The sequence below is a fragment of the Kitasatospora sp. NPDC059973 genome (assembly GCF_042737525.1).
Lineage (GTDB): Bacteria > Actinomycetota > Actinomycetes > Streptomycetales > Streptomycetaceae > Kitasatospora.
In genome coordinates this window covers 20953-45688 of sequence record NZ_JBHWUI010000059.1, presented here as the reverse complement: position 1 = coordinate 45688, position 24736 = coordinate 20953, and the positions used below count along the sequence as shown (strand labels likewise).

Genomic DNA, 24736 nt, shown 5'->3' with positions numbered 1-24736 from the left:
GGCAACGAGGCCCGCGCACCCGCCAGTACCAGTCTCCGCCTCCGGGCCGCCCGTCCACCGGACCCGCGGGCGCGTCACGCTTCTCGGGTCTCGGGTCTCGGGTCTCGGGGCGGGACCGCACAGGGTTCGAAAGTTTTCGACGTCTTCGGCGTGGCAATTAGCGGCCATATGCCCGTATTGATCTATGTTTGCCTGGTCAGCGGCAGGTGAAGCCGGGATCGTCGAACAAGGAGCAGCGGCATGGCCGACAGCGCGGAACCCCTGATCGTCGTCGGCGTGGACGGCTCGCCCGCCTCGGAGCGGGCGCTGCGCTGGGCGATCGACTACGCCAGGCTGGCCGGCGGCGGCGTCCGGGCGATCGCCGCCTGGGAGTACCCGGCGTTCTACGGCTGGGCCGGGCTCGCGATGCCCCCGGCCGAGGGCTTCAACCCCGAGGAGCTGGCCGGGCGGACGCTCTCCGAGACGGTCGCCAAGGTCGCCGGGGCCGACGCCGGGGTCCGGGTCGCCGAGACGGTGATGCCCGGCAATGCCGCGCAGGCCCTGCTGGAGGCGGCCCAGGGCGCCGCCCTGCTGGTGGTCGGCAGCCGGGGCCTCGGCGGATTCTCCGGCGCCCTGCTCGGATCCGTCAGCCGCCACCTCACCGAACACGCCCCCTGCCCGGTCGTCGTGGTGCGCGAGAAGTAGGCCCCGCCGACCGTGTCGGCGCCGGCCGGCGGGGGAGGATGGGGGCATGCCTGAAGGTGACTCCGTCTACCGTGTGGCGGCCCGGTTGCACGAGGAACTGGCCGGCCGGGTGCTGACCGCGGCCGATCTGCGGGTGCCCGCGCACGCCACCGCCGATCTGACCGGGCGGCGGGTGCTGGAGGTCGCCCCGCGCGGCAAGCACCTGCTGACCCGGCTCGACGGCGGCCTCACCCTCCACACCCATCTGCGGATGGACGGCCGCTGGGCGGTCTACCGCCCCGGCGAGCGATGGTCGGGCGGGCCCGCCTGGCAGATCCGGGCCGTCCTCGGCACCGAGCACAGCACGGCGGTCGGCTACCGGCTGCCCGTCGTCGAACTGCTGCGCACCGCCGAGGAGGAACGGGTCGTCGGCCACCTCGGGCCCGACCTGCTCGGCCCCGACTGGGACGCGGGCGAGGCCGTCCGCCGGCTCCTGGCCCAGCCCGGTCGGCCGCTCGCCGAGGCGCTGCTCGACCAGCGCAACCTGGCCGGCATCGGCAACGTCTACGCCAATGAGCTCTGCTTCCTCGCCGGGGTCACCCCGTGGACGCCGGTCGGCGAACTCCCGCGCCCCGAACGGCTGGTGGAGCGCTCCCAGCAGATCCTCGACGCCAACCGGCTGCGCCCCGGGCACGTCACCACCGGCGACACCCGGCCGGGCCGCCGGCACTGGGTGTACGGCCGGGCCGGGCGGCCGTGCGCGCGCTGCGGCACGGTCGTCCGGACGGCGACCCAGGGCACGCCGCCGCAGGAGCGGGTGGCCTTCTGGTGCCCGCACTGCCAGCGCGGGCCGGCCCCCGGGACGCGGACCGCTACTCGACCAGGGCCGGGTGGCGCGGGTCGTCGACCCGGACGGTGAGGTCGGCCGCCTTGGCGGGGACGGTCTCGGCCGCGTAGCGGGCGAACGCGGGCAGCGTCCACTGCTCCTGGGCCGGTGTGCGGCGGGCCAGCGCGGCCGGGGTGAGCGCCAGGTGGACGGTCAGCTCCAGCGGCAGCCAGCGGCCGAGCAGCAGCGCGCCGTCCAGCAGCAGCACGCCGCCGGGCGGCAGCGGCGTGTACGGCGCGCGGGTCGCCCGGTCGGTGACCGGGTCGCGCAGCGACGGCAGGACGAGGCCGGTGCCGCCGGGCTCCAGCGGGTCCAGCACCTCGCGCAGCAGGGCGCCGTCGTCCAGCCAGAGGTCGTGGTAGGCGTCCGGGTCCTGCTTGCCGTACTCCAGCCGGACCGAGGCCGGGCGGAGGAAGGCGGCCGCCGACACCCGCAGGGTGGGGCGGCCGCGCTCCCGCAGCGGCTCCACCAGCGCGTCGGCGAGTGCGTCGGGCCGGGCGGCCGGGGCGCCGTCCACGGCGACCCGCAGCCACCGCTCACCGGCTCCGGGCAGGGCGGTGACGCGGTCGGCGAGGCGCTCGGCGAGCCGGTCGGGCGAGATCGGGTGTACCTGCACGCCGCCATCCTCCCCCGTCGCCGGGGCGGCGGCGGGACCGGGGCCGCGCAGCGGTGACCGCGGGTCAGGCGAGCGGGAGCGCGTGCAGGACGTCGTCGTGGCCGGCGTACAGGCGGGTCGCGTCGTGGGAGAGCGACCAGACGTCCACCCCGGGGCCGGAGTCGCGGAAGGTCCAGCGCTCCTCGCCGGTGGCGGCGTCCAGGGCGCGGACGCCCGCAGCGGCCGGACCGGGCACGTAGAGGACCGGCCCGGCGAGCAGCGGGCTGCTGCGGCGGTCCAGCCGGAACGGCAGGCGGTGCTCCCAGACCTGGGCCCCGGTGTCCGCGGCGTGGGCGGTGACCAGGCCGTTGTCGCGGAACAGGTGGACCAGGGCGCCACCGGCGACCGGCGGCAGCAGCCGCCACTCGTCGGCCGGCCCCGGGACGACCGACCAGTGCGGGCCGCCGTCCGCCACCCGCAGGGCCCGCAGCCCGGCCGGGCCCAGCGGGGCGTAGACGTGCTCCGGGTCGGTGACCGCCCAGCCCGTGCCCCTGTCGGTGGGCACGGTCCAGAGCCGCTTGCCGGTGGCGGCCTCCAGCAGGCGCAGGCCGCCGGCCGAGCCGTCGAAGGCCGGCACCCGGCCCCCGGCCGCGGTGAGCGGGGAGAGCGGCCGCTCCCCCTCGGACGGACGGGACCAGAGCACCCGGCGGTCCGTGACGTGCACCGCGAAGAGCCGGCCGTCCCCGGTGAACGGCCGGGGCTCGAACTCGCCGTACACGACGTCGCCCGCGCAGCCGAACAGCGTGACGGTGCCGTTGCCCAGCACCTCCGGCAGCGGCAGGCTCCACCCGGCGGCCGGGTCGGTGAGGTGGTGGCTGTCGAGGTGGCCGTTGGAGGTGGTGAACACCCGGTCGGGGCCGACCACCACATGGGCGCCCGGCTGCTGCACGTCGTTCGGCCAGTCCGCCTTGGCCGCGGCGAACGACAGCAGCCGCAGCGGCCTGCCGTCGGCCGGGTCGAGCACCTGGAGCCCCTCGCGGGTGAGGAAGACGGGGACGGCCGGGCGGCCGGTCAGCCGCTCGGACGCCATCGCCTCCCGGCCCCGGTACGTCCAGAGGGGCTGCGGTCCGGCGACGCGGGTCGGCAGCGGCCGGGGCGGAGCGGGCGCCGGTTCGTCCGCCGAGCGGGCGAACGCCCAGACCGCGGCGCCCGCCGCGAGCACCCCGGCGCCGGTCAGCAGCGGCCGCCGGGTCAGCCGCGGCCCGCCGCCCGCCTCGGAGCCGCCGCTCAGCACGTCGGCCGGTTCGGCCGGCCGGTCGTCGCTCTCGCCGTCCCACTGCCAGGCGGCGCCGGCCTCCTCGGTCTGCGCCGTTCGGGCACGGTCGGACGGTGCCGGCTGCATGGACGTACTCGTTTCCCCGGGGCAGCCGCTGCGCTGCGCTGTCCGAGTGAGGATATCGAAGCGCGTCCGGACGGTTCGCGGGCGGCCGGTGCCGGGGGCGGCGCCCGGCCACCCGGAGGAGGGCCGCGGGCCCCGGCGGGCCGCCTCAGCTGCCGTGGTCGGCCAGCTCGGCGAGCACCTGGGCGTGGCAGGCGAGCGGGACGCACCAGCAGCCGAGCCGGCGGCCGCGCAGCTCCGGCAGCAGGGCGAGCAGGTCCGGCCGGTCCAGCAGGTAGGCGCGGTACTCGACGAGCATCCGCTCCCGGCTGAGGTCCGGTCCGGGCCGGTAGGGGCAGTGCAGCGGGGACTCGTCGAGGTGCCAGCCGCCGCGGTGCATCGCCCGCCCGACGTAGACGACGTCGGCGTAGTCGGGATCGTCGCGGTGGCCCTTGAGGTTGACCACGGTGGTGCGGCCCGGATCGGTCGGCATGGTGACCATGCTGGCGCGGTCCGGGCCGGGCGGCACGCGGGGCTCGCCTTGACAGTCCCTTGACCCGGGCGTAGCAAGAGAGGATGCGCCAGGGTGTGCCGGCGGACCGGCCCGGTCCGCGTGTGACCGGCGGGACTCGGGCGACGCGACCCGACGCGCGCCGCCCCTGGGAGCGCGATGCCGTGGCCGGGGCGACGCACGAGCGGGACGCGCTGCTCGCGACCGCCGTCCGCAGGGTGCTCGCCGAGACCGACGCGTACGGCGGGATGGTCTACCTGCGGGCCCGGGACCGGCGCTCACTGGTGCTCTGCACCATCGCGGGCGTGCCGCTGTCGATCATCGCCCAGTACCGGCGGATCGCCGCCGCCGGGCCGATGCCGGTGGCGGTCAGCTTCCGGACCGGCCGGGTGATCGCGCTGGCCGACACCGAGGACACCATGCGGCGCTTCCCGCAGATGGCCGTCGGCATGCCCTACGACTTCGCCTCCGCCTGCGTACCCGTCAAGGCGGGCAAGGAGACGTACGGGGTGATCTGCGTGCTCTGGGCCGCCTCGGACGAAGGCGTGCCGCCGGGCGCGCAGCGGCACCTGCGGTCGGTGGCCGACGGGCTGGCCGCCGCGCTGGCGGCGCTGGACGGGAACGGGCGGCTGATCGAACCCAATGGCGAGACCGCCGTGGTCGAGCTGGCGCCACCGTCCCCGCCGACCACCAGGGTCGGCCTGTTCGACTGGAACCTGGCCACCGGGGCGCTCGCCGTCGACGAGCCGTTCTGCGAGATCTTCGGGATGTCGCCCGCCGAGTTCGACGGCCGGGCGGCCACCCTGACCACCCGGATCGCCCCCGGCGACCTGCCCGAGTTCCGGGCCGCCGCCCGGGCCGCGCTGGACGAGGGCCGGATGCTGGCCGCCCGGGTCCGGGTGCTCGACCACGACGGCCACCCCTATCCGGTCGAGCTCTGGGGCCGGGTGCCCGAGACGGCCGGGCCGGAGGGCCGCACCCACCTGGTCGGCGCCGTGCTGGACACCCGGACCGGCACCGCCGCGGCCGAAGCCGTCGAGCGGCTGCGCGACGGCGTCTTCTCGCTGGACCCGGACGGCCGGATCACCTACGCCAACCGCAGCGTCGAGCTGCTGCTGCACGCCCGCCGCGAGGACCTGGTCGGCCACCACCCGTGGGACGTGCTGCCCTGGCTCTCCGACCCGGTCTACGAGAACCGCTACCGCGCCGCGATGGTCTCCCAGCAGCCCACCGCCTTCCTCGCGGCCCGCCCGCCGGACGGCTGGCTGGCGTTCTCGCTCTACCCGGACACCCACGGCGTCACCGGCCGGGTGGTCGCCGCCGAGCCGTCCTCCGGCGCGCCGGAGCCGCCGGCCGAACCCCCGCCCGGCGCCCGGACCAGCGTCGGGGCCATGTACCACCTGCTCCAGCTGGCCAGCGCGCTGAGCGAGGCCGTCACCGTCCGGGAGGTCTGCCGGGCCGTCGCCGACCAGATCCTGCCGGCCTTCGGCGGCCAGGAGCTCGCCATCTACACCGTCCGCGACAAGCGCCTCCACCTGGTCTCCCAGAGCGGCTACCCGGACGGCTTCCTGGACCGCTTCGAGGGCACCCCGATCGGCGCCCGGGTGCCCGGCGCCGAGGCGCTCAGCTCCGGCACACCGATCTTCTTCGAGTCCGTCCACGAACTCGCCGCCGCCTACCCCGGCATCGCCCTGGACGAGATGCGCGCCTGGGCGTTCCTGCCGCTGATCGCCTCCGGCCACCCGGTCGGCAGCTGCATCATCGGCTTCGACGAGTCCCGCGCCTTCACCCTGGAGGAACGCGGGCTGCTCACCGCCCTCGGCGGCTTCATCGCCCAGGCCCTGGAGCGGGCCCGGCTCTACGACGCCGAGTTCGCCCTCGCCCGCGGCCTCCAGCAGGCCCTGCTGCCGCACCGGCTGCCGCGCCTGGAGAACGTCCGGATCACCGCCCGCTACCTGCCCGGCACCCAGGGGATGGAGATCGGCGGCGACTGGTACGACGCCATCGTCACCGGCCACGACCTCAACCTGGTGATCGGCGACGTCGAGGGCCACAGCGTCGGCGCCGCCGCCACCATGGGCCAGCTGCGCAGCGCGGTCCGGGCCTTCGCCGCCAGCGGCCAGCCGCCGGACCAGGTGCTCACGCAGACCAACCGGCTGCTGCTCGACCTCGACCCCGGGCTGCTCGCCAGCTGCTGCCTGATCCGGCTCACCCCCGCCGACGGCACCGCCAGGATCGCCCGGGCCGGCCACCTCCCGCCGGTGCTGCGCCACCCGGACGGCAGCACCGAGGCGCTGTACGTGGCGGGCGGGCCGCTGCTCGGCGTCGACCACTGGGCCGAGTACCCGGTGAGCGAGTTCCGGATGGCGCCGGGCTCGCTGCTCGCGCTCTACACGGACGGGCTGGTCGAGGACCCCGCGGTGGAGATCGACCACGGCGTGGACCGGCTGCGCGACGCCCTCACCGGACCGGCCGGCGCGGCCGGCGACGCGGAGGACGGGCTGGAACGGCTGGCGGAACGGCTGCTCCAGGAGGTCGGCTCCACCGACCGGGTGGACGACGTGGCGCTGATGCTCACCGCCTACGGGTGAGCCGGCCGCAGCCGCCGACGGAGCCCGCGACTTCCGTCGGGCCCGCGACTTTCGTCGGGGCGGGCAACGACGAACGGTGGCGGTGCCCGGGCGGGCCGCTTCGCTAACCTCGCGGCGTGGACGCGATAGCGAAGGCCTGGTCGAGGGCGGTACGAGCGGCGCTGCCCGGGCCCTGGCGGCCCTGGACGGTGGCCCGGGAGGCCGTCGGCGCGCTGCTGGTGGGCGCGCTCGCGGCGCTGATCGAGATGGTCTCCCACACCTGCCTCTGGCCGGTCGTCGGCCTCGGGGCGGCCGTGCTCTTCCTGCTCCGGCGCGCCCTGCCCTCGACCGTGCTGCTGCTCGCGGCCGGCGCCTGCGGCTGGTTCGGCGGGACACTGCCGCTGCTGGTCTTCGCCGGCTGGTCGGCCGGCGCGCGGGTGAAGCGGGTCGGCGTGCTGGCCGGCTCGTTCGCCGGTGCCTTCCTGCTGACGACGGCCGTCAGCGCCGTGAAGGAGGCCGGGTCGACGCCGATCAAGCTGACGATCGGGCTCTCGCTGGGCGGGTTCCTGCTGATCGCCGTGCTGCCCGCGCTCTGGGGCCGCTACCGGGCCCAGCGCCGGGCACTGCTGGACGCGCTGCGCGAGCGCAACGAGCAGCTGCTGCGCGAGCGTGCCATGGTGGCGCACCAGGCCAGGCTGCGCGAGCGGCACCGGATAGCCCAGGACATGCACGACAGCCTGGGCCACCAGCTCGCCCTGATCTCCGTCCACTCCGGCGCGCTGGAGGTCGACCGCACCCTGTCCGACCGGCAGCGGGAGGCGGTCGGCGTGCTGCGGCTGGCCGCCGTCACCGCGATGCGCGAGCTGCGCGAGGTGGTCGGCGTGCTGCACGACGAGTCGAGCGCCCGGGAGCCGGCCCCGGTCGGCGGGCCGGCCGGGGCCACCGTGCGCACCGGTGGCACGGAGGGCATCGAGAAGCTGGTCGAGTCCTCCCGGGCGGCCGGGACGACGGTCTCCTTCGGCGAGGACGGCGAGCGCCGACCCGCGGCCGCCAGCGTCGGCCAGGCCGCGTACCGGATCGTCCAGGAGGCGCTCACCAACGCGCACAAGCACGCCCCCGGCGCGCCCATCTCGGTGGCGCTGCGCTACGAGCCGGACGCCCTGGTGGTCGAGGTGGCCAACCCCCGCGCCCCGGAGCCGGCCGACGTGCCGGCGGGTGGCCGGGTCGCGGCGGTCAGCGGCGGTCAGGGGCTGACCGGACTGCGTGAGCGGGCCCGGCTGGTCGGCGGGATGGTGCACGCCGGGCCGACCGCCGAGGCCGGGTTCCGGCTCGCCGCGGTGCTGCCCTACCAGGGGGCCGGCGGCGATCCGGCCGCCGCCCCGGGCGCGGCCGGGGAGGAGGAGGCCTGGGTGCGGGACGTGCTGCCGGAGGTCGGGAGCGGGTCCGGCGACCGGCGGCGGCGCAGCCCGGCGATCGGCTGCGCGGTCGGCGGGGTGGTGGTGCTGCTCACCGTGCTCGGGCTGCTGGTCTGGGGCGTGGTGGCCTTCATCGGCGCCGCGGGCGACGCGACCGTGCCGCGCGGGCTGTACGACTCGCTCCAGGAGGGCACTCCCGAGGCCGAGGTGGGGGGCCGCCTCCCGATCGGCAACAGCCTCTTCACCCAGGACTACGAGGGCAGCGGCCCGACCCCGCCGGCCGGCTCCTCCTGCCGCTACTTCGTCTACGGGACCACGGGCGGCCTGGGGAGCGAGGAGGAGGTGGCGCGGTTCTGCTTCAAGGACGGCGTGCTGCTGGAGAAGCAGCACTACCCGGCCCGGTCCTGACGCCTCGCCACCGGCGCCGCCCGGGCCGGTGACCGGTCGGCCCGCGAGATGTGAGGATGGTGGCGAGCAGCGCCACCCGCACCACATCGAGGGGATGACCAGCAGTGATCCGAGTCCTCGTCGCCGACGACGAGCCGCTCATCCGGGCCGGGATCAGGATGATCCTGTCCTCCGCCGACGACATCGACGTGGTCGCCGAGGCCGCGGACGGCCGGCAGGCCCTCGACCTCGCGCTGGCCCACCGGGTCGACGTCGTCCTGCTGGACATCCAGATGCCGGTCATGGACGGGCTGACCGCCCTCGGCGAGCTGCGCCGGGTGGTGCCCGGCGCGCGGGCGCTGATCCTCACCACCTTCGGGGAGCGCGACAACGTCCTGCGCGCCGTCACGGAGGGCGGGGCCGGGTTCCTGCTCAAGGACACCGCGCCGGCCGAGCTGATCCAGGCCGTCCGCGCCGCCGCCACCGGGAACGCCTTCCTCTCTCCCGCCGCGACCCGGTACATCGTGGACTCGCTGGCCGGCGCCCGCGGCGGCCCGGCCGCGGCCCGGGGGGCGTCCGCCCGGCAGCGGCTGGAGGTGCTGACCGCGCGCGAGCTGGAGGTGCTGGCCCTGCTGGGCGAGGGGCTCTCCAACGCCGACGCCGGCGCCCGGATCCACATGAGCGAGGCGACGGTGAAGACGTACGTCAGCCGGATCCTGGCCAAGCTGGGCTGCGAGAACCGGGTGCAGGCGGCGCTGCTGGCGCGCGACGCGGGGCTGGGTGGCGGGATCTGACCCGGCCGGGTGCCGGGTCCCCGGTCAGCGGGTGGCGATCCGCAGGGCGAGCCGGGTGTTGGAGTGGGCGACGCCCGCCTCGTGCTTCAGCCGGCGCAGCAGCTGGTCGAGTCCGGCGGCGTCGGCCACCCGGGCGCGCAGCAGGTAGTCGTACTCGCCGGTGACATGGGCGGCCTCGGTGACGCCGGGCAGTCGTAGCGCGGTGGTCTCGAAGGCGTCGCTGTCCGTCTCCGGGCGCAGCCGGACGTCGACGAAGACGGTCAGGCCCGGACGAGCGGTGTCGGCGGCCGGGTCGACCAGGGCGGTGAAGCCCCGGATCACACCGCTGCGGACCAGCCGGCGGACCCGGTCGGCCGTCGCGTTGGCACTCAGGCCCACCCGGGCGCCGAGGTCGCGGTAGGAGATCCGCGCGTCCGCGCGCAGTTCGCCGATGATTTCGCTGTCGAGGGCATCCATACCGCGATTGTCGCGGCCCTGGCCGGTTTCCGGCCGCCGTTGTCGCGGCGGGTGGGCGACGGTGGCCCCATGACTTTCGGGACGGCCCTCGGGGCCGGGGTGACGGCGACGGACCCGATCCAGGCCGCGGCGGCCGCGGCGGGGCCCGCGGCGGCGGCGCTGGCGGGCGTCGGGGCGGGCCTGGGCGTGGCGGTGCCGCTGGGGGCGGTCGGGGTGCTGCTGCTGGAGGAGGGGCGGCGCGGGCGCGCGGCCGCGGTGAGTGCGGCGTGCGCGGTGGCCTGCGTGGACGCGGCGTACGCGGCGCTCGCCACGGCGCTCGGCTCCCGATGGGCAACGACCTCCGCCGGCTGGGAGTCCTGGGCCCGGATCGGCTCGGCGGTGGTGCTGGCGGTGGTGGCGGTCCGGGGGCTGCTCGGGCTGCGGCGGGCACCGGGCGGCCCGGCGGGCCCGGGCAGGGCAGCCCGGGGCGGCAGGGCGGGCCGGGGCAGGGCGAACCGGGGCCGCAGGGCGGGCCGGGGCGGTAGGGCCTTCGTGGGCGCGGCGGGCGTGGGTGGGGCGGGGCCAGCGGGCCCTCCGGTCCGGGCCTTCCTGCGGTTCACCGCCCTGACGGCGGTGAATCCGACCACCGCGCTCTACTTCGCCGCCCTGGTCACGGGCGGTAGCGGCCCGCAGGGCGGCGCGGGTGGCGCGGCCTTCGTCGCCGGGGTGCTGGTGGCCTCGCTGCTCTGGCAGCAGGGGCTGGCGGCGGTGGGCGTCTCGGTGGGCGCGCGACTCTCGCCGCGGGCCCGGGCGCTCAGCTACTGCGTCGGGTACGGACTGGTCGTGTGCTACGCGCTGCGCATGGCGTGGCCACGCTAAGTGACAGGTGTGGGCGACGCCACGGGGGCGGTCCACGGAACCGGGAACTCCGGTGGCGGTGGTGACGGTCCGTCGGCGCGCCATCGCTCTGTGTCGACGGTGTGGGGGGCCTCACAGATGGACAGGTGTGAGCGATGGCACGGAAATTGATCATTCGATCTTGAAAATGCGGTCAAACACGTAAATTTCGGGCACAGTTTCATGATCGATACCGCCGGTAACAGTCAACTGACCTGCGGCGTCCAAGAATTGCTTGAAGCCGCCCCGGTGGGGGCCGTAGCTTCATTGGCGGTGCAACGAGCACCACCCGGGTTCACCCCCGACGCACAGCCCGCCGACTGACCCCCGGCGCGAGGGCCGTGCCCGTTGACGCGACCGGCTCGAACAGGCCGTCGGCGAGCGAGGGTGGCCGGGGCGGCGCGGCACGTCCGACACGTGCCCGGCCGCCCGTCGAGTGAGGTGAGCGCGAAGGCCCTGCCAAGGGTCTGGTTCCGCCTGCCCGCCCGGGGCTTGTCGAGAGGACTTTCATGACGATCCGTAACGAGACCGCCGCTGCCACCACCAACACCACCACCGCCGGGAAGCGCCGCAGCCGTGCCCGTCTGGTGCTGGTCGGCGGGGCCGTCGCGGCCCTCCCGGTGGCCGGCCTCGTCACGGCCACCTCGGCCTCCGCCGCGCCCACCTCGACCTGGGACGCCGTCGCCCAGTGCGAGAGCGGTGGCAACTGGAGCATCAGCACCGGCAACGGCTTCTCCGGCGGACTGCAGTTCACCCCGTCCACCTGGGCCGCGTACGGCGGTACCGCCTACGCCTCGCAGGCCAACCAGGCCACCAAGGCGCAGCAGATCTCGGTCGCCGAGAAGGTGCTCGCCTCGCAGGGGCCCGGCGCCTGGCCGGTCTGCTCGGCGAAGGCCGGTCTGGCGAAGGGCGGCGCCCCGGCGGCCGTCGACACCGCCGCCCAGGCCGCCCCCAAGGCGCAGCAGCCGGCCAAGCCCGCCAAGCCCGCGCAGACCCCGCAGGCGAAGCAGGCCCCGGGCAAGGCCGCGCAGGGCGACCAGGCCCAGAAGCCGCAGAAGACCCAGTCCTGGAAGTCCCAGGACACCGCCAAGCCGGCCAAGCCGGCCGCCGCCGACCGGAACGGCTCCGGCGGCAGCTACACCGTCAAGAGCGGCGACACCCTGAGCGACATCGCGGCCAAGTTCAGCACCGACACCGCGAGCCTGCACGCCAAGAACGTCAAGGCGATCGGCGGCAACCCGGACCTCATCTTCCCGGGTCAGACGCTCAGCGTCTGACGCCCGCCCCGCACCTCGCACCGAGCGGCCGCCCCGTCCAGGGGCGGCCGCTCGGGCGCGTCGGTAGGGTCGACGCCATGCCCCGACTGATCGGTGACGGCGAGTTGACCAGCTCGGACGTGGTCGCCAACAACACCATGAACCGCGAGCGAGGGCTCAGCGGCGTCAACAGCTACACCCGGGAGCTGGGCTTCGACCCGGCCGGGTGGCTGGGCGGCCGCTGCGGCGCCCCCAGCTGGCTGGACCTGTGCAGCGGGGAGGGGCGGGCGCTCGTCGAGGCCGCCCGCCGGCTGCCGACCGCGAGCGTGCTGACCGGTGTCGACCTGGTGGGTCCGTCGGCCCCGCCGGCCGCCCTGCCGGCGGGTGCGGCGCGGCTGGAGCTGGTGACGGCGGCGGTGGCGGACTGGGTGCCGGAGCGCGCCTACGACCTGATCACCTGTGTGCACGGACTGCACTACCTCGGCGACCAGCTCGGTGCGATCGCCCGTGCGGCGGGCCGGCTGGTGCCGGACGGGCGGTTCGCCGCGCACTTCGACCCGGATTCGGTGCGCCGGGCGGACGGATCGAGCGCCGCGCGCGCCGTCCTGACGGCGTTGCGCGCGGCCGGGTTCGAGTACCGGGCCCGGCGGCACCTGCTGGTGCTGGACGGTGCGCGGACCGTGCGCCTGCCGTTCGGGTACCTGGGGGCGGATCCGGCGGCCGGTCCGAACTGGACCGGCCAGCCCGCGGTGGCTTCGTACTACTGGGAACAGCCGATTGTTGAAGATTGAACGCGACGTCCGAATACCGCCGGACTCGTGGGCGGCGCCGGTCGAGGATTGAGTCATGTCCGCGAACGAGTCAAGGAGTTCTGACGATATGACGATGACCCAGCTTGCGAAGCTCGACGGCAAGGTGGCCCTGGTGACCGGCGGCAGCCGGGGGATCGGGGCGGCGGTGGCCCTGCGGCTGGCCGAGGACGGCGCCGACGTCGTGGTCACCTACCAGGGCAGTGCGGAGCGGGCCGAGGCGGTCGCGGCGAAGATCACCGGCATGGGCCGGCGCGGCTGGGCCGTCCGGGCGGACAGTGCCGACCCGCAGGCCGTCCGGGCCGTGGTCGAGGCCGTGGCCGAGCGTTTCGGGCGGCTCGACATCCTGGTCAACAACGCCGGCGTCGGCGTGCTCGGCCCGATCGAGGAGCTCACGCTCGACGACGTGGACCGGGTGCTGGAGGTGAACGTCCGGGCGCCGTTCCTCTACGCCCAGGCGGCCTCGGCCCACCTGACCGAGGGCGGGCGGATCGTCACGATCGGCAGCTGCGTCGCGAAGCACGTGGCCTTCCCCGGTGCCACGCTCTACGGGACGAGCAAGGCCGCGATGATCGGTCTCACCAAGGCGCTCTCGCGCGAGCTGGGCCCGCGGGGGATCACCGCGAACGTCGTCCACCCCGGCCCGATCGACACCGAGCTGAACCCGGCGGACGGTCCGTCGGCGGAGTTCCAGCGCGGGTTGACGGCACTCGGCAGCTACGGCCGGGTCGAGGACGTCGCGGCCACCATCGCGCACCTCGTCGGTGAGGACGGCCGGTACATCACCGGCGCCGAGATCGCCGTGGACGGCGGCCTCGCCGCCTGATCGGGCCCGATCGGGCCTGGTCCGGCGTGGTCCGGCGTGGTCCGGCCCGTTCGGGGTGGCCGGCGGTCGGCGGGCCGGTCGAACGGGGGCGACGGCCGGCCCGGCGCGGTGTTGCGCCGGGCCGGTTGTCGGTCCCCCCGCTTACGATCGGCCGGTCCGACCGCTCGCCCCGAAGCGAAGAGGTGCGCCATGACCGCAACGGAAGATCCGATCGACCTGCTCGCCCGAGCCCTCGCCCAGACCGCCGGGCTGATCGACGGCATCGGTGCCGAGCAGGGCATCCACCCGAGCACCTGCCGCTCCTGGGACGTCACCCAGCTCGTCAGCCACCTCCTGTTCGACCTGCGGCAGTTCACCCTCCGGGCCGAGGGCGGCGACCCGGACTGGTCACAGCCCTTCGACCGGGTCGAGGGCGACTGGCTGCACGCCTTCGAGGCCGGCGCCGAAGAGCTGGTGGCCGCCTGGCGCGCGCCCGGCGACCTGGACGGCGTCATCGAACTCCCCGGGGGGAAGCACCTGCCCGCCCGCTTCCCGCTGGACCAGCAGATCGCCGAGTTCGCCGTGCACGGCTGGGACGTGGCCCGCTCCACCGGCCAGTCCACGGCCGGCCTGGACCAGGAGGTCGGGCGGGCCGCGCTCGACTGGGGGCGCGGCGCGCTGCGCCCCCAGTACCGGGGCAGCGAGGAGGAGCACCACTCCTTCGGCCCCGAGGTGGCCGCGCCCGAGGACGCGCCGGTCTACGACCGGTTGGCCGCCTTCTTCGGCCGGGACCCTGAGGCCCGCTGAGCCGCGGGCGGGGTGGCCGGTGGCCGGCGCCCGGACCAACCGGCTCCGGCTCCCGCCCGTACGGAATCCGGCAGGATCCGCTGATGACCCGATCCGCGGTGACGTTGCGCAAGCCCGTGCTCGACGACTGGCAGGCCGTGCACTCCTGGGCCGGCCTTGAGGAGGCTTGTCGCTACCAGGCGTGGGGGCCGAACACCGAGGACCAGACGCGCGCGTTCGTGCAGACCGCCGTCGACGCCTGGTCGCACGCCCGTCAGCAGCGATACGTCTACGTCGCCCGCTTCGGGGGCGAACTCGTCGGCATGGGTGAGCTGCGCATTCGCAACCGTCGCCATCGGCAGGGCGAAATCGCCTACATCGTGCACCCGGGGGCCTAGGGGCGTGGCGTGGGTACGGCGATCGGACGGGAGCTACTGTCGCGCGGGTTCGGGGAGTTGGGACTCCACCGGATCTACGCGACCTGTGACCCCCGCAACCTCGCGTCGTCCCGGTCGCTGGCCGGGCTCGGCATGACGTACGAAGGGCGGCATCGGCACACCGCGTTGATCCGGGACGGCTGGCGGGACTCCGAGGTGTTCGGCATCCTCGAAGCGGAATGGCGGCCGCACCCCGGCGATGGACGGTGATCTCGCTGGTGCGGGCCCATTCGGGCAAGGGCGCGGCCACCGTTGTCGGCCCGGGCCGGGCCGGGACGTTCCGGTTCGGCAAGGGTGTGGCCGGTCCGTCCCGGGCCGGGCTCAGGGTGTGGGGCGCGCTGCGGGCCCGGCCGCGGCCCGGGTGGTGAACACGGGTACGAGTCCGGGTGCGAAACCGGTCGTCGCCGTGGGTGCGGCGGCCGCCTGGGCGGCGGCCGCCTGGGCGGCGGCGGCCTTCTTGATCGCCTCGCGGATCCGCGGGTAGGTGCCGCAGCGGCAGATGTTCTGGATCCCGTCGATGTCGGCGTCGGTCGGCGCCGGGGTGCGGCGCAGCAGGGCGACGGCCGTCATGATCTGGCCGGGCTGGCAGAAGCCGCACTGGGCGACGTCGCACTCCAGCCAGGCCTCCTGGACGGGATGCAGGACCTCGCCGTCGGCGAGGCCCTCGATGGTGGTGACCGTCCGTCCGGCGCAGTCCTTGACCGCCGCCGTGCACGGCTGGAACTCCTCGCCGTCCAGGTGGCTGGTGCAGGCGCGGCAGACGCCGACCCCGCAGCCGTACTTGGGGCCGGTGACGCCGAGCTTGTCGCGCAGCACCCAGAGCAGTGGCATGTCGTCCGGCGCCTCGACGGTGACCGGCTGCCCGTTGAGGACGAAGGTGTGGCTGGGCATGGGGAGTCGGGCCCTTCGAAGAGGTCGGTGGCGGCGGCGGACCGGGGCCACCGGGGGAGTGCGGGCGGCGGGTTCAGAAGTCGAGCGGGAAGGAGCGCGGGGCGGTTCCGGTCGCGCGGGCGTAGGCGTTGGCGACCGCGGCCGAGGCCGCCGGGACGCCCAGCTCGCCCGCGCCGCCGGGTGGACCGCTCGGCGGCAGCAGGTGGATCTCGACCGAGGGCGGGGTGTCCCGCTGCCGGGCGTAGCGGAAGTCCGAGAAGCTGCCCTCGCGGACGGCGCCGTGGTCGATGTGGTTGCCGGCCCGGAGGATCACCGAGATGCCGTCGATCAGCGCGCCCGTCAACTGGGCCTCCAGACCACTGGGGTTGATCACGCGGCCCACGTCGGCGGCGATCACCGCCCGGGTGACCCGCGGCCGGCGGGGATCGGAGGCGTCCAGCTCGACCAGGTAGGCGACCCGGCCGCCGTTCTCGTCGTGGTAGCCGATGCCCTGGGCCTGGCCGGCGGGCATCGGGCGGCCCCACCGGCCGGCCTGGGCGACCTTGTCCAGGACGGCCCGGCCCTGGGCGTCGCGCAGCCGGGCCCGGCGGAAGGCGACCTGGTCCTGGCCGAGCCGCCGGGCCAGTTCGTCCATCATGATCTCGTCGGCGACCCGGACGGTGCCCGAGTAGACCGAGCGCCAGCTGCCGGTGGGCACCTCCAGCGGCACCTCGGAGAGCAGCTGGGTCGGGACGCCGACGTTGTACGGGTTCTTCTCGCTGAGCAGGAAGAAGGCCTGGGCGAGGCTGATCCCGGCCACCGAGAGGTTGAACCCGGCGGCGGTGAGCGCCTCGCCGAGGCCGTGCCGGAAGTCGGTCCGCACGGTGGCGACCCGGTGTTCGTAGCTGAGCACCTGCCCCAGGCCGTAGGTGGCGCGCACCCGGTGGTGGCTGGCGGGGCGCATCCGGCCGTGGCGCATGTCGTCGTTGCGGGTCCACATCAGCTTGACCGGGCGGCCCGCCGCCCGGGAGATCTGGGCGGCCTCCAGTGCGGCGTCGAAGAACAGCCGCCGCCCGAACGAGCCGCCGCCGCGCACCACATGGACGGTCACGGCGTCCTGCGGCAGGCCGAGTTCGGCGGCGATCGTCTGCTGGGCCACGATCGGGGTCTGCGAGGCGAACCAGATCTCGGCCCGGTGGGGGCGCACGTCGGCGACGGCGGTCAGCACCTCCATGGGCGCGTGGTTGACGAAGGCGAAGTCGAACTCGCCGTCCACGTACTGGGTGAGCAGCGGTGGGACGAGGAACGGGGCGTGGGCGGCGCGGAGTCGGGCCCGGATGTCGGCGTCGGAGAGCGCCGCGACCGGACCGGGGTTCCAGGAGGTGCGGAGCGCGTCGCGGGCCTTGAGCGCCTGGTCGAAGGTTTCTGCCAGGACGGCCACGCCGCTCGGGATCCGCACCACGCCGAGGACGCCGGGCATGGTGCGGGCGGCCGAGGCGTCCAGGGACTTGAGGGTGCCGTTGATGGTGGTCGGGCGGGCGACCACGGTCGGCACCGCGCCGGGGACGGCGAGGTCGCCGGCGTACTTCGCGCGGCCGGTGACGATGTCCCGGGCGTCGATCCGCCCGGTCCGCCGGCCCACCAGACGCTGCTGGTCGGCCGGCTTCGGGGTGGCGGGCACGGCCGGGACGGCCACGGCGGCGGCCTCGGCGGCGAGTTCGCCGTAACCGGCCCGACGGCCGTCGGGGGCGAGGACGGCGGAGTCGGCGGTGCGCAGCGTGTCGGCCGGCAGCGACCAGCGGCGGGCGGCGGCGGTGACCAGCCGGGCGCGGGCGGCGGCGGCCGCCGCGCGGACCGGGTCGTACAGCGAGCGCACCGAGTTGGAGGCGCCGGTGAGCTGGTTGAACAGCAGGTCGGGGCGGCCGTCGGAGAGCGGGACGTCGACATCGCCGAGCCGGGCGTCGAGTTCGTCGGCGACGAGCATCGCGATGGTGGTGGTGAGGCCCTGGCCGACCTCCAGCCGGGGGAGGTGGAGCGCGGCGCGACCGCCGGGGGTGATCTCCAGGACCAGCAGGTGGGCGGTGGGCAGTCCGGCCACGATCAGCGCGTCGCCGAGGTCCAGGATGTCGGGGATGCCGGGCAGACCGAGCAACTGCGGTGCCTCAGCGGCCCGTTCTGCGGCGGCGGCGGCCCGTTCGGCGGCGGCGTGGGCGGTGGCGGGTGCGGCGGCGTCGAGTCCGGCCCGGGCGGCGACGGTGAGGGTGGGGGCGGCCAGCAGATAGGTGAGGAACCGGCGGCGGCCGGTGGGCCTGGCGGCACGGTCGGCGGCGGCCTGGGCGGCGGTGTCCCGCCCGCTGCCCGGGGATGCGACGGAGGTGCTGATGGCAGGAGCCCTTCGAGCCGGGGTCGGCTCCGGCCGGGCGGCCTCGGCGGCCCCGGCCCCGGTGCCGGATCACGAACGCGGTCGAGCATAGGAGGGGGCTACTGGCCGGTCAACACGGGCACTTCGGGCCGGAACGGGCATCTGCGGGGATGTCGGATGGGGCGGATACGGACGGCACGGCAGGGCGTGGCGGCGGCCGCGGTACCGCTGTCCGGGTGACGGCCGGGCCCAGCCCGTACGGGGGTTCGCCGCTCGGCCGCGGGTCCGGCCCGGGGTGTCCGCGGGCCCGCCGGCGAGCGGGACCGCAAAGCCGCGGGAGGTGGCCGTGCGGGTGGTCGGAGCGGACCGGGGCGGCCCGCTCCGACCACCCGCGGGCGTCAGCCCTCCTCGGGGGCCGGGAACCCGAACCGCGCCAGCAGCTCGGCGGTGTCGAGCAGTTGGACACCGAGCCCGGCGACCTCGGCCAGCCCCTGCTCGCTGGTGCGGGAGATCGCGTCGGGCACGGCCACCACCCGGTAGTCCCGCTCGCTGGCCTGGATCAGGGTGGCCCGGGGGCAGTTCGGGAAGTTGCAGCCGACGAGGACGACGGTATCCACGCCGTGCCCCTCCAGCAGCTCCTGCAGGGCCGTCCGGTAGAACGCGCCCCAGCGCGGTTTGAAGATCGCGTACTCGCTCGGACCCAACTCCTGGGCCCGCCCGGCCAGCAGGAGCTCGGGGTCGAGCGGGGGCGCGCCGAGCGGGGCGAGCGCCGGGGCGAGCCCGCTCCCCTCGGAGCCGGGCGCGACCAGGTTGGTGCCGGAGGCCAGCAGCGTCCGGCGGACCAGGTCGGCGTTGCCGCCGCCCTTCTCGTACAGCCGGACGACGTGGACCACCGGGCGGCCGGCGGCGCGGAAGGCCTCGACCGTCCGGCGCACCTGCGGCAGCACCTCGGTCGTGCCGGGGATGCCGTAGGGGCTCTCGGAGAGGAAGTCCCGCTGCAGGTCGATGGTGACCAGGGCGGAGGACGCCGGGTGCGGGGCGAGGTGCGGGTCGGCCGTCGTCATGCCGCCTCGATCAGGTCGGCGAGGAAGCGCTGCTCGATCCGCTCGACCGTGCGGAAGTCGTCGACGCTGACCTCCTGGAGGTCGATGGTGCGGCCGGAGATGCTCTCCAGCAGGTAGATGAACTCCAGGAAGTCCAGGGAGTCGATGAGGCGGCCCTCGATGAGGTCCTCCTCGCGGTCGATCTCCCGGTCCAGCTCGGGGTTCTTGGCGTTGATCCACTCGATGATCTGCTGCATGACAGCTCCTGGGAGGTTTCGAAGGGTGCGCCGGCGACGCGTCCGTGACGGAGTCCGCGGGGACGGCGCCGGCCCGGCAGGCGGTAGGACGGGCGGGCGGTACCGGCGCTCAGGCGGTGGTGCCCCCGGCGCGGCCCACCAGGAGGCGGGCCGACTGCTCGGCGGTGGGCAGCACCTCGATGTCCGACAGCCCGGCCGCCGTCATCAACTCCGCCATCTCGGCGGTGGTGTAGCTGCGGCCGCCGCTCCAGAGGGCGAGGGCGGAGAGGTTGTGCAGGGTGGTGAAGACCGGCGCGGTGCGGGACTCCTCCAGGAAGTGGCCGTGCACCAGGACCCGGCCGCCGGGGCGCAGCGCCGCCGCCGACCGCCGCAGGATGGAGAGGCAGTTCTCCGGGCTCTCCTGGTGCAGCACGTTGGAGAGCAGCACGACGTCTGCGTCGGTGCCGAAGGCGTCCCGGTAGTAGTCGCCGGTCCGGGCGGTGATCCGGTCGGCCAGACCGGCCTCGCCGATCACCTTGCCCGCCAGCTCGGCCACCGGCGCGAGGTCGACCACCTCGGCCCGCAGCCCCTCCCAGACCCGGCAGAACGCGATGCTGTAGCTGCCCGCGCCGCCGCCGACGTCGATCAGCCGCCGGGCGTCCTCGGGCGGCAGCGCCCGGGCGACGGCCTCCGCCGTCCGGGAGTTGTACTCGTGCATGCCGAGGATGAAGTCCTCGACGTACGCCGGGTCGTCGGTGAGCCGGCCGCTGCGGTCCTCGACCGCGCGGCCCTGCTCCAGGGCCTGGCCGAGCCGGCCCCAGGGCTGGTACCAGCGGCCCATCACCCGGACCCAGCGCACCAGCGACTCCGGCGAGCCGGTGGTGAGCAGGCGCTCGGCGGTGCGGGTGTTGCGGTACCCGCCGTCGGGGTCCCGGGTCAGCAGCCGCAGGGCGGTCGCGGCGTCGAGCAGCCGCAGCGCGGAGTCCGCGGGGACGGCGCAGCGCTCGGCGACCTCGTCGACGCCCAGCGGGCCGTCGGCGAGCGCGTCGAACACCGCGAGTTCGACCGCGGCGATCAGTACCTGGGAGTGCCAGTAGCCGAACGCCAGCTGGCTGACCTGGGTCAGTCCGAGGTCCAGGGCCATGGGGTCACGTCCTTTCGGAGGGTCGGAGGGAGTCGGGGACCGCGTCGCCGGTGCGGGCGGCGTCGCCGGCGAGGGCGGCCCGGAACTCCTCGCGGAGCCGGGCGACCACCCGCCCGGCGGGCTCGACGGCCGTGATCCGCCCGCTGCCGAGGCCGGCGTAGCGGGCCATGGCGTCGATCCGGCCCTCGGCCTCGACGGTGGGGGCGGCCGCGGAGCCGCGCGGCACCGGACGGCGGACCCCCATCACGGTGGTCCAGGCGATCAGGGTGGCCGGCGGCGGCTCGGGCGAATCGGTGACCGGCCCGCGCAGCACCCGGTGCGGACGGCCGGGCCAGCCGATCGAGAAGCGGTCGGTGATCAGGGTGTCCGCACCGGTCGCCGCGACCACGGCCTTCTTGTAGTCGTCGTGCGCGGCGGACTCCGCGGTGGTCACGAAGACCGTGCCGCACAGCGCCCCGCTCGCCCCGGCCCGGAGCGCGGCCAGCAGGCCGGCGCCGTCGGTGACGGCGCCGGACACCAGCGCGGGCGGCTCCTGGTCGTAGGCGGCCAGCAGCTCGGCGAGCGGCCGGGTGCCGAGGTGGTGGCCGCCGGCCTCGGTGCCCTGCAGCACGACGGCGTGGGCGCCCAGCGCCGCGGCGGCGGCCGCGTCCTCGGGCGTGCCGACCTGGACGACCAGCCGGTGGCCGGCGTCGAGCACCCGGCGGGCCTCGGCCTCCGGCGGCAGGCCGTAGCTGTTGAGCACGAGCTGCCGGTCGGCCGCCTCGATCAGCGCGCCGATCTGCTCCGGGAGCAGCCGGCCCGACACCTCGGGGATCAGATTGACGCCGAAGGTGCGCGCCGTGCGGCGGGCGGTGTCGCCGATCAGCTCGACGGCCAGCGCCCGGTCGCCCTTGTAGAGCGCGACCGTGCCCAGCGCGCCCGCCTCGCTGACGGCGGCGGCCAGGGCCGGTCCGGCGATGCCGCCCATACCGGCCTGCACCAGGGGGAACTCCACGCCGAGCGCGGCGGCGCCGCGCTCGGCCGCGGCGAGCACCCGGGCCCGCTCCCCGGTGTCAGGCGCGGACATCGCGCACCCGGGCCAGGGCCTTTTCGGCGGTGCCGTGGGCGAGCAGCATCGCGTGCACCCAGCGCTCGACGCCGAACGCGGTGCAGCTGCTGTGCGCGGTCGCGCCGCCCGAGGTGATGCCGAGCCGCTCGCCGAAGAAGTTGCGGTGGCGGTTGACCGAGGCGATCGCGGTGCCGTCGGTGGCGACGAACTCGTACTTCACCGGGTCCAGGGCCATCAGCTTCGCCCGGGAGCCGGTCCGGTCGTAGAACGGGTCGTTGGCGGGCTGGTACGACAGCTCGACGCCGAGGCGCCCGGCCAGCTCCTCGACGAAGACCCGGGAGGTGGCGAGGTGGTCGCGGGCACCGTCGGCCGAGCCGAAGTACACGACCTCGCGCATGTGGAAGCCCCAGAGCCGGCGCAGGCCGTCGTAGTGGTCCTCGTTGCGGAAGCAGCGGCCGACGGCGGTCAGCCGCAGCTCCTCGCCGACCTCCTGGCCCTCCAGCGAGAGCAGCACGCCGTAGCAGGTGGCCGAGGGCAGCACGTAGCCGGTGGGCTCGACGGGCTGCCGGCCGGCCTCCGCACCGGCCGCCAGCTCGTCGACGGCCTGCTCGGACAGGCGGGCCGCGAGCACCCCGAGGTGGGGGAAGTTCCGGAAGTAGTCGAGCTTGGCCAGGCCCTCGACGGGCAGCAGCGGCGGGCCCACCACGGCGGGCGCGGCGACCTGGTCGGCCAGGCCGGTGAAGAGCGCGTCGAGCTCCAGCAGGAGCGCGGCCCGGTCGGGGTCGAGGGCGACCAGGCCGGGGCCGGGGTCGCGCAGCCGGACGGCGGCGGGCTCTACGGTCGATGTCATGCGAGCGGTACCTCGTTCTCGTGGATGGTTCCGGTGGGGCCGGTGGGGCCGGTGGGCTGGTGGTTCCGGTGGTTCTGGAGTTCTCGTGTGCCGGTGGTTCCGGGGGCCGGTGGGTCCCGGCGGGGCCGAGGGTTCAGGCGGCCTTCGGTGCGAGCACGCCGATCCGGCGGTAGAAGGCGGTGGTGCGGCTGACGATCGCGTCGTGGACCGGCCCCCGGGCCGGGTCGGCCAGCAGCCGGGTGCGGAAGGCGAACGGGTCGGGGATGCCGGCGTCCCGGTAGACGTCCACGCTGTAGAGCTGCTGGATCGAGGCGTTGATGTACTTCTCGATGTACTGCCGGGCGGCGGTCAGCTCCTGCTCGTCGCCGGCCTCGCGCAGCCGGTCCCAGAGCGCGCGGACCAGCTGGGCGCCGAACGCGATGTGCCGGGACTCGTCCTGGTGGTGGACCCGGTTGATCGCCCGGATCGTCTCCGGCAGCGCGGTGTCACCGGCCATCTTGCTGTTGAAGTGGTCCACGATCTGCTCGAAGATCAGGATCCGGCTGAACACGATGAAGTTGTCGAACAGCGCGGAGTGCTTCTGGTCGCCGAAGCTCATCGCCCGGTTGGGGTAGAGCTTCCCGCCGTAGCGCAGGCAGAACTCGGCGAAGAACCACATGTGTTCGTTCTCCTCCCCCAGGAAGTGGTGGAAGAACGGCGTGGGGATCTCGTAGCCCGGGGCGTGGATGCGCGCCACGACCTCCTGCATCAGCTCGCGGATGCCGTGCACGTTCAGGCTGTAGAAGTTGACGCTCTCCCACTTGGCCAGCGTCAGGTACTGCTCGCGGGTGAGCTCGGCGGCCGCGTCGGTGCCGTGGACCGTCATCAGGTCCTCGCTCATCCACAGGGCACCCTCGGGGATGCTCTCCGGCCAGTCGAAGGTCTGGTACGGGTTGTAGTACTCGTTCTCGGCGGCGGTGGTCAGGCGCTCGACGGCGGCGCTGACCTCCTCGTCCCAGATGGCGGGTGCGGTGCTGCTCATGGGTGCGTGCTCCTGTGTGACGGAGGGCTTCTGGGCTACTTCGGGCGTACTTGGGCGATCGTCGGGCGTGCTCCGAGGTACGTGGACGTACTTCGGGCGTGACCGGACCTACGCCGGGCGTACTTCGGCCGGGCGTACTTCGGTGGTGGGGGAGGGAGGTCGGGTCAGGAGCCGGCGACCGGGAGGGTGTCGAGGCCCGGCAGGCCGGCCGCGCTCTCCACGAGCAGCCGCTCGAAGGCGCGCAGCAGGCGCTCGATCTCCGGACGGGGGATCAGCGCGGTGTCGGCCATCAGGTACAGCAGGCAGGTGTCCGGCTCGTAGGTGGTGTGCACGAAGAAGTCGGCGTCCTGGCGTTCCCAGGTGCCGATCAGCGAGACCTCGGTCTTCTCGGTGAGCGCCCGCAGCTGCTCCGCGGAGCCGTCGGTGGCCGGCAGCCGCTCCCAACGGTCGTGCAGGCGGACGTCGTTGAAGAAGGACGCGAGCCGCAGGGCACCGCCGCTCGCCTCCCGGGCCGCGTCGATCACCCCGTCGACCACCAGCGGGTCGTACTGCGCGAAGCGGTAGGCGTTCATGCCGGCGAGGAAGGTGGCGCGGATGACCTCCTCGAAGGTCGGCCGGGCCACGTCCAGCGAGAACAGCGCGTTGGCGGTCATCGCGGCGACCAGGCGGCGGCTGCGCTCGTCGTGCCGGTTGACGGCAATCAACTGCAGGACGGCGGTGCTGTTCCCGGTGTACGCGCCGAGCAGCGCGGCCGTCCCGGCGAGCAGGACGGTACCGGTGCTGACCCCGCAGCGGTCGGCGAGCGCGCTGGCCGCCACCGCGGCGGCGGGCGAGTCCATGCGCAGCCGGACGAACCGCTCGGCGGCGTCCGTGACCGGGGAGGCCTCGCCCGCGACCGGCGGGAACCGTGTGGCCGGGAACATCGTGGGCGGCAGGCCCGCGAGGCTCCGGCGCCAGTAGTCGACCGAGGCGGCGCCGCGGGCGGCGCCCGGGCCCTCGGTCTCGAACCCCGCCTGGTCCAGCGGCTGCCAGGCCGGCGGCTCCGGGTCCTGCCCGGCGAGCAGGGCGCGCAGGTCCTGCTCGACCTGCTGCACGCCCCAGAAGTCGACGCCCAGGTGTGAGAAGACCAGCGCGACCTGGACCGGCTCGCCCTGCTCCGTCACCACGGCGCAGCGGAACGGCCACTCCTCGCGGTGCCGGAAGGGTTCGGCCGCCAGCGCCCGGGACACCTCGTCGGCGACCGTCGCGCCCTCGCCCGGCGGGGCCTCGTGGACGGGGACGGCGAGCTCGCCGGAGGCCGACACGTGCTGCACCGGCCCCTGCCCGGTCTGCTCGAACCGGGTGCGCAGTGCCTCGTGGCGCGAGAGCAACCGGCCCAGCGCGCCTTCGATCTGATGGAGCGTCAGGCCGGGTGGTGCGGACACGACCCGGGGGATGTTGTAGTAGTGGGCGCCTTCGTCGAGCCACTGGATGGACTTCCAGATGGCGCGCTGACCCCAGGTCATCGGGGCGCTCCCGGTCCGGTCCCCGTGGAACCG

General features: G+C 75.2%; 22 protein-coding genes and 2 pseudogenes. 11 read left to right on the top strand and 13 right to left on the bottom strand.

Annotation, left to right across the window (positions count from 1 at the left end):
- Positions 1-240 precede the first annotated feature (240 nt).
- Together ACFWA9_RS18075 and ACFWA9_RS18070 are read left to right on the top strand one after the other, a co-directional pair.
- Positions 241-684, top strand: coding sequence for a universal stress protein (locus tag ACFWA9_RS18075; protein WP_352293799.1), 444 nt, complete (start codon positions 241-243; stop codon positions 682-684).
- 46 nt (positions 685-730) lie between these two features.
- A complete protein-coding gene (locus ACFWA9_RS18070) occupies positions 731-1582 on the top strand; it encodes a DNA-formamidopyrimidine glycosylase family protein (RefSeq protein ID WP_359807714.1) in 852 nt (283 codons plus the stop codon).
- On the opposite strand, the gene ACFWA9_RS18065 is transcribed toward ACFWA9_RS18070, so the two are convergent.
- The 3 genes from ACFWA9_RS18065 to ACFWA9_RS18055 all read right to left on the bottom strand — a co-directional run bounded on the left by ACFWA9_RS18065 (position 1536) and on the right by ACFWA9_RS18055 (position 4015).
- A complete protein-coding gene (locus ACFWA9_RS18065) occupies positions 1536-2165 on the bottom strand; it encodes a uridine kinase (protein ID WP_380388190.1) in 630 nt (209 codons plus the stop codon). The two genes, ACFWA9_RS18070 and ACFWA9_RS18065, sit on opposite strands and share 47 nt — an antisense overlap.
- Before the next feature lie 64 nt (positions 2166-2229).
- Positions 2230-3546, bottom strand: a complete 1317-nt coding sequence (locus ACFWA9_RS18060; protein ID WP_380388188.1) for a PQQ-binding-like beta-propeller repeat protein — start codon at positions 3544-3546, stop codon at positions 2230-2232.
- Between the two features lie 145 nt (positions 3547-3691).
- A complete protein-coding gene (locus ACFWA9_RS18055) occupies positions 3692-4015 on the bottom strand; it encodes a DUF4326 domain-containing protein (protein WP_329491105.1) in 324 nt (107 codons plus the stop codon).
- 182 nt (positions 4016-4197) lie between these two features.
- Between ACFWA9_RS18055 and ACFWA9_RS18050 the strand changes: the two genes are divergently transcribed.
- The 3 genes from ACFWA9_RS18050 (at position 4198) to ACFWA9_RS18040 (ending at position 9199) form a co-directional block, all read left to right on the top strand.
- The gene (locus ACFWA9_RS18050; protein WP_380388186.1) at positions 4198-6624 is read left to right on the top strand and encodes a SpoIIE family protein phosphatase; all 2427 of its coding nucleotides are present in this window, start codon (positions 4198-4200) and stop codon (positions 6622-6624) included.
- A 116-nt stretch (positions 6625-6740) separates the two neighbouring features.
- Positions 6741-8426 carry a histidine kinase gene (locus ACFWA9_RS18045; protein ID WP_380388184.1) on the top strand — a complete coding sequence of 562 codons (1686 nt, stop codon included), beginning with the start codon at positions 6741-6743 and terminating at the stop codon, positions 8424-8426.
- 104 nt (positions 8427-8530) lie between these two features.
- A complete protein-coding gene (locus ACFWA9_RS18040) occupies positions 8531-9199 on the top strand; it encodes a response regulator (RefSeq protein WP_380388182.1) in 669 nt (222 codons plus the stop codon).
- A 24-nt stretch (positions 9200-9223) separates the two neighbouring features.
- On the opposite strand, the gene ACFWA9_RS18035 is transcribed toward ACFWA9_RS18040, so the two are convergent.
- The gene (locus ACFWA9_RS18035) at positions 9224-9655 is read right to left on the bottom strand and encodes an Lrp/AsnC family transcriptional regulator (RefSeq protein ID WP_329491109.1); all 432 of its coding nucleotides are present in this window, start codon (positions 9653-9655) and stop codon (positions 9224-9226) included.
- 69 nt (positions 9656-9724) lie between these two features.
- Here ACFWA9_RS18035 and ACFWA9_RS18030 point away from each other — a divergent pair, with 69 nt between their 5' ends.
- The 6 genes and pseudogenes from ACFWA9_RS18030 to ACFWA9_RS18005 all read left to right on the top strand — a co-directional run bounded on the left by ACFWA9_RS18030 (position 9725) and on the right by ACFWA9_RS18005 (position 14834).
- Positions 9725-10513, top strand: coding sequence for a LysE family transporter (locus ACFWA9_RS18030; protein ID WP_380388180.1), 789 nt, complete (start codon positions 9725-9727; stop codon positions 10511-10513).
- A 527-nt stretch (positions 10514-11040) separates the two neighbouring features.
- Positions 11041-11808, top strand: coding sequence for a transglycosylase family protein (locus ACFWA9_RS18025; RefSeq protein ID WP_380388178.1), 768 nt, complete (start codon positions 11041-11043; stop codon positions 11806-11808).
- A 77-nt stretch (positions 11809-11885) separates the two neighbouring features.
- Complete coding sequence (locus ACFWA9_RS18020) at positions 11886-12578, top strand: class I SAM-dependent methyltransferase (RefSeq protein WP_380388176.1); 693 nt, start codon at positions 11886-11888, stop codon at positions 12576-12578.
- 94 nt (positions 12579-12672) lie between these two features.
- Positions 12673-13422, top strand: coding sequence for an SDR family NAD(P)-dependent oxidoreductase (locus ACFWA9_RS18015; protein ID WP_380388174.1), 750 nt, complete (start codon positions 12673-12675; stop codon positions 13420-13422).
- 189 nt (positions 13423-13611) lie between these two features.
- Entirely contained in the window at positions 13612-14208 is a 597-nt protein-coding gene (locus ACFWA9_RS18010; RefSeq protein ID WP_380388172.1) for a TIGR03086 family metal-binding protein, read from the top strand.
- Positions 14209-14291: 83 nt separating this feature from the next.
- Positions 14292-14834 (top strand): annotated as a pseudogene (locus ACFWA9_RS18005) (GNAT family N-acetyltransferase).
- A gap of 234 nt (positions 14835-15068) precedes the next feature.
- On the opposite strand, the pseudogene ACFWA9_RS18000 reads toward ACFWA9_RS18005, so the two are convergent.
- The 9 genes and pseudogenes from ACFWA9_RS18000 to ACFWA9_RS17960 form a co-directional block, all read right to left on the bottom strand.
- Positions 15069-15515, bottom strand: a pseudogene (locus ACFWA9_RS18000) ((2Fe-2S)-binding protein); the annotation flags it as partial.
- A 73-nt stretch (positions 15516-15588) separates the two neighbouring features.
- Positions 15589-17646: a xanthine dehydrogenase family protein molybdopterin-binding subunit gene (locus tag ACFWA9_RS17995; protein ID WP_380388170.1), complete on the bottom strand. Its 2058-nt coding sequence runs from the start codon at positions 17644-17646 to the stop codon at positions 15589-15591.
- Between the two features lie 608 nt (positions 17647-18254).
- Positions 18255-18920, bottom strand: coding sequence for a cysteine hydrolase family protein (locus ACFWA9_RS17990; RefSeq protein ID WP_380388168.1), 666 nt, complete (start codon positions 18918-18920; stop codon positions 18255-18257).
- Entirely contained in the window at positions 18917-19156 is a 240-nt protein-coding gene (locus ACFWA9_RS17985; RefSeq protein WP_329491118.1) for an acyl carrier protein, read from the bottom strand. The genes ACFWA9_RS17990 and ACFWA9_RS17985 overlap by 4 nt, the downstream gene beginning before the upstream one ends.
- Before the next feature lie 109 nt (positions 19157-19265).
- Positions 19266-20279: a methyltransferase gene (locus ACFWA9_RS17980; protein ID WP_352293773.1), complete on the bottom strand. Its 1014-nt coding sequence runs from the start codon at positions 20277-20279 to the stop codon at positions 19266-19268.
- Positions 20280-20283: 4 nt separating this feature from the next.
- Entirely contained in the window at positions 20284-21345 is a 1062-nt protein-coding gene (locus tag ACFWA9_RS17975) for an NAD(P)H-dependent flavin oxidoreductase (RefSeq protein WP_380388165.1), read from the bottom strand.
- The gene (locus ACFWA9_RS17970) at positions 21332-22177 is read right to left on the bottom strand and encodes an aminoacyl--tRNA ligase-related protein (RefSeq protein ID WP_352293770.1); all 846 of its coding nucleotides are present in this window, start codon (positions 22175-22177) and stop codon (positions 21332-21334) included. Before ACFWA9_RS17970 ends, ACFWA9_RS17975 begins: the two co-directional genes overlap by 14 nt.
- A gap of 133 nt (positions 22178-22310) precedes the next feature.
- Complete coding sequence (locus ACFWA9_RS17965) at positions 22311-23198, bottom strand: diiron oxygenase (protein WP_359807746.1); 888 nt, start codon at positions 23196-23198, stop codon at positions 22311-22313.
- A 164-nt stretch (positions 23199-23362) separates the two neighbouring features.
- Positions 23363-24703, bottom strand: a complete 1341-nt coding sequence (locus ACFWA9_RS17960; RefSeq protein ID WP_380388163.1) for a condensation domain-containing protein — start codon at positions 24701-24703, stop codon at positions 23363-23365.
- Positions 24704-24736: the final 33 nt, after the last annotated feature.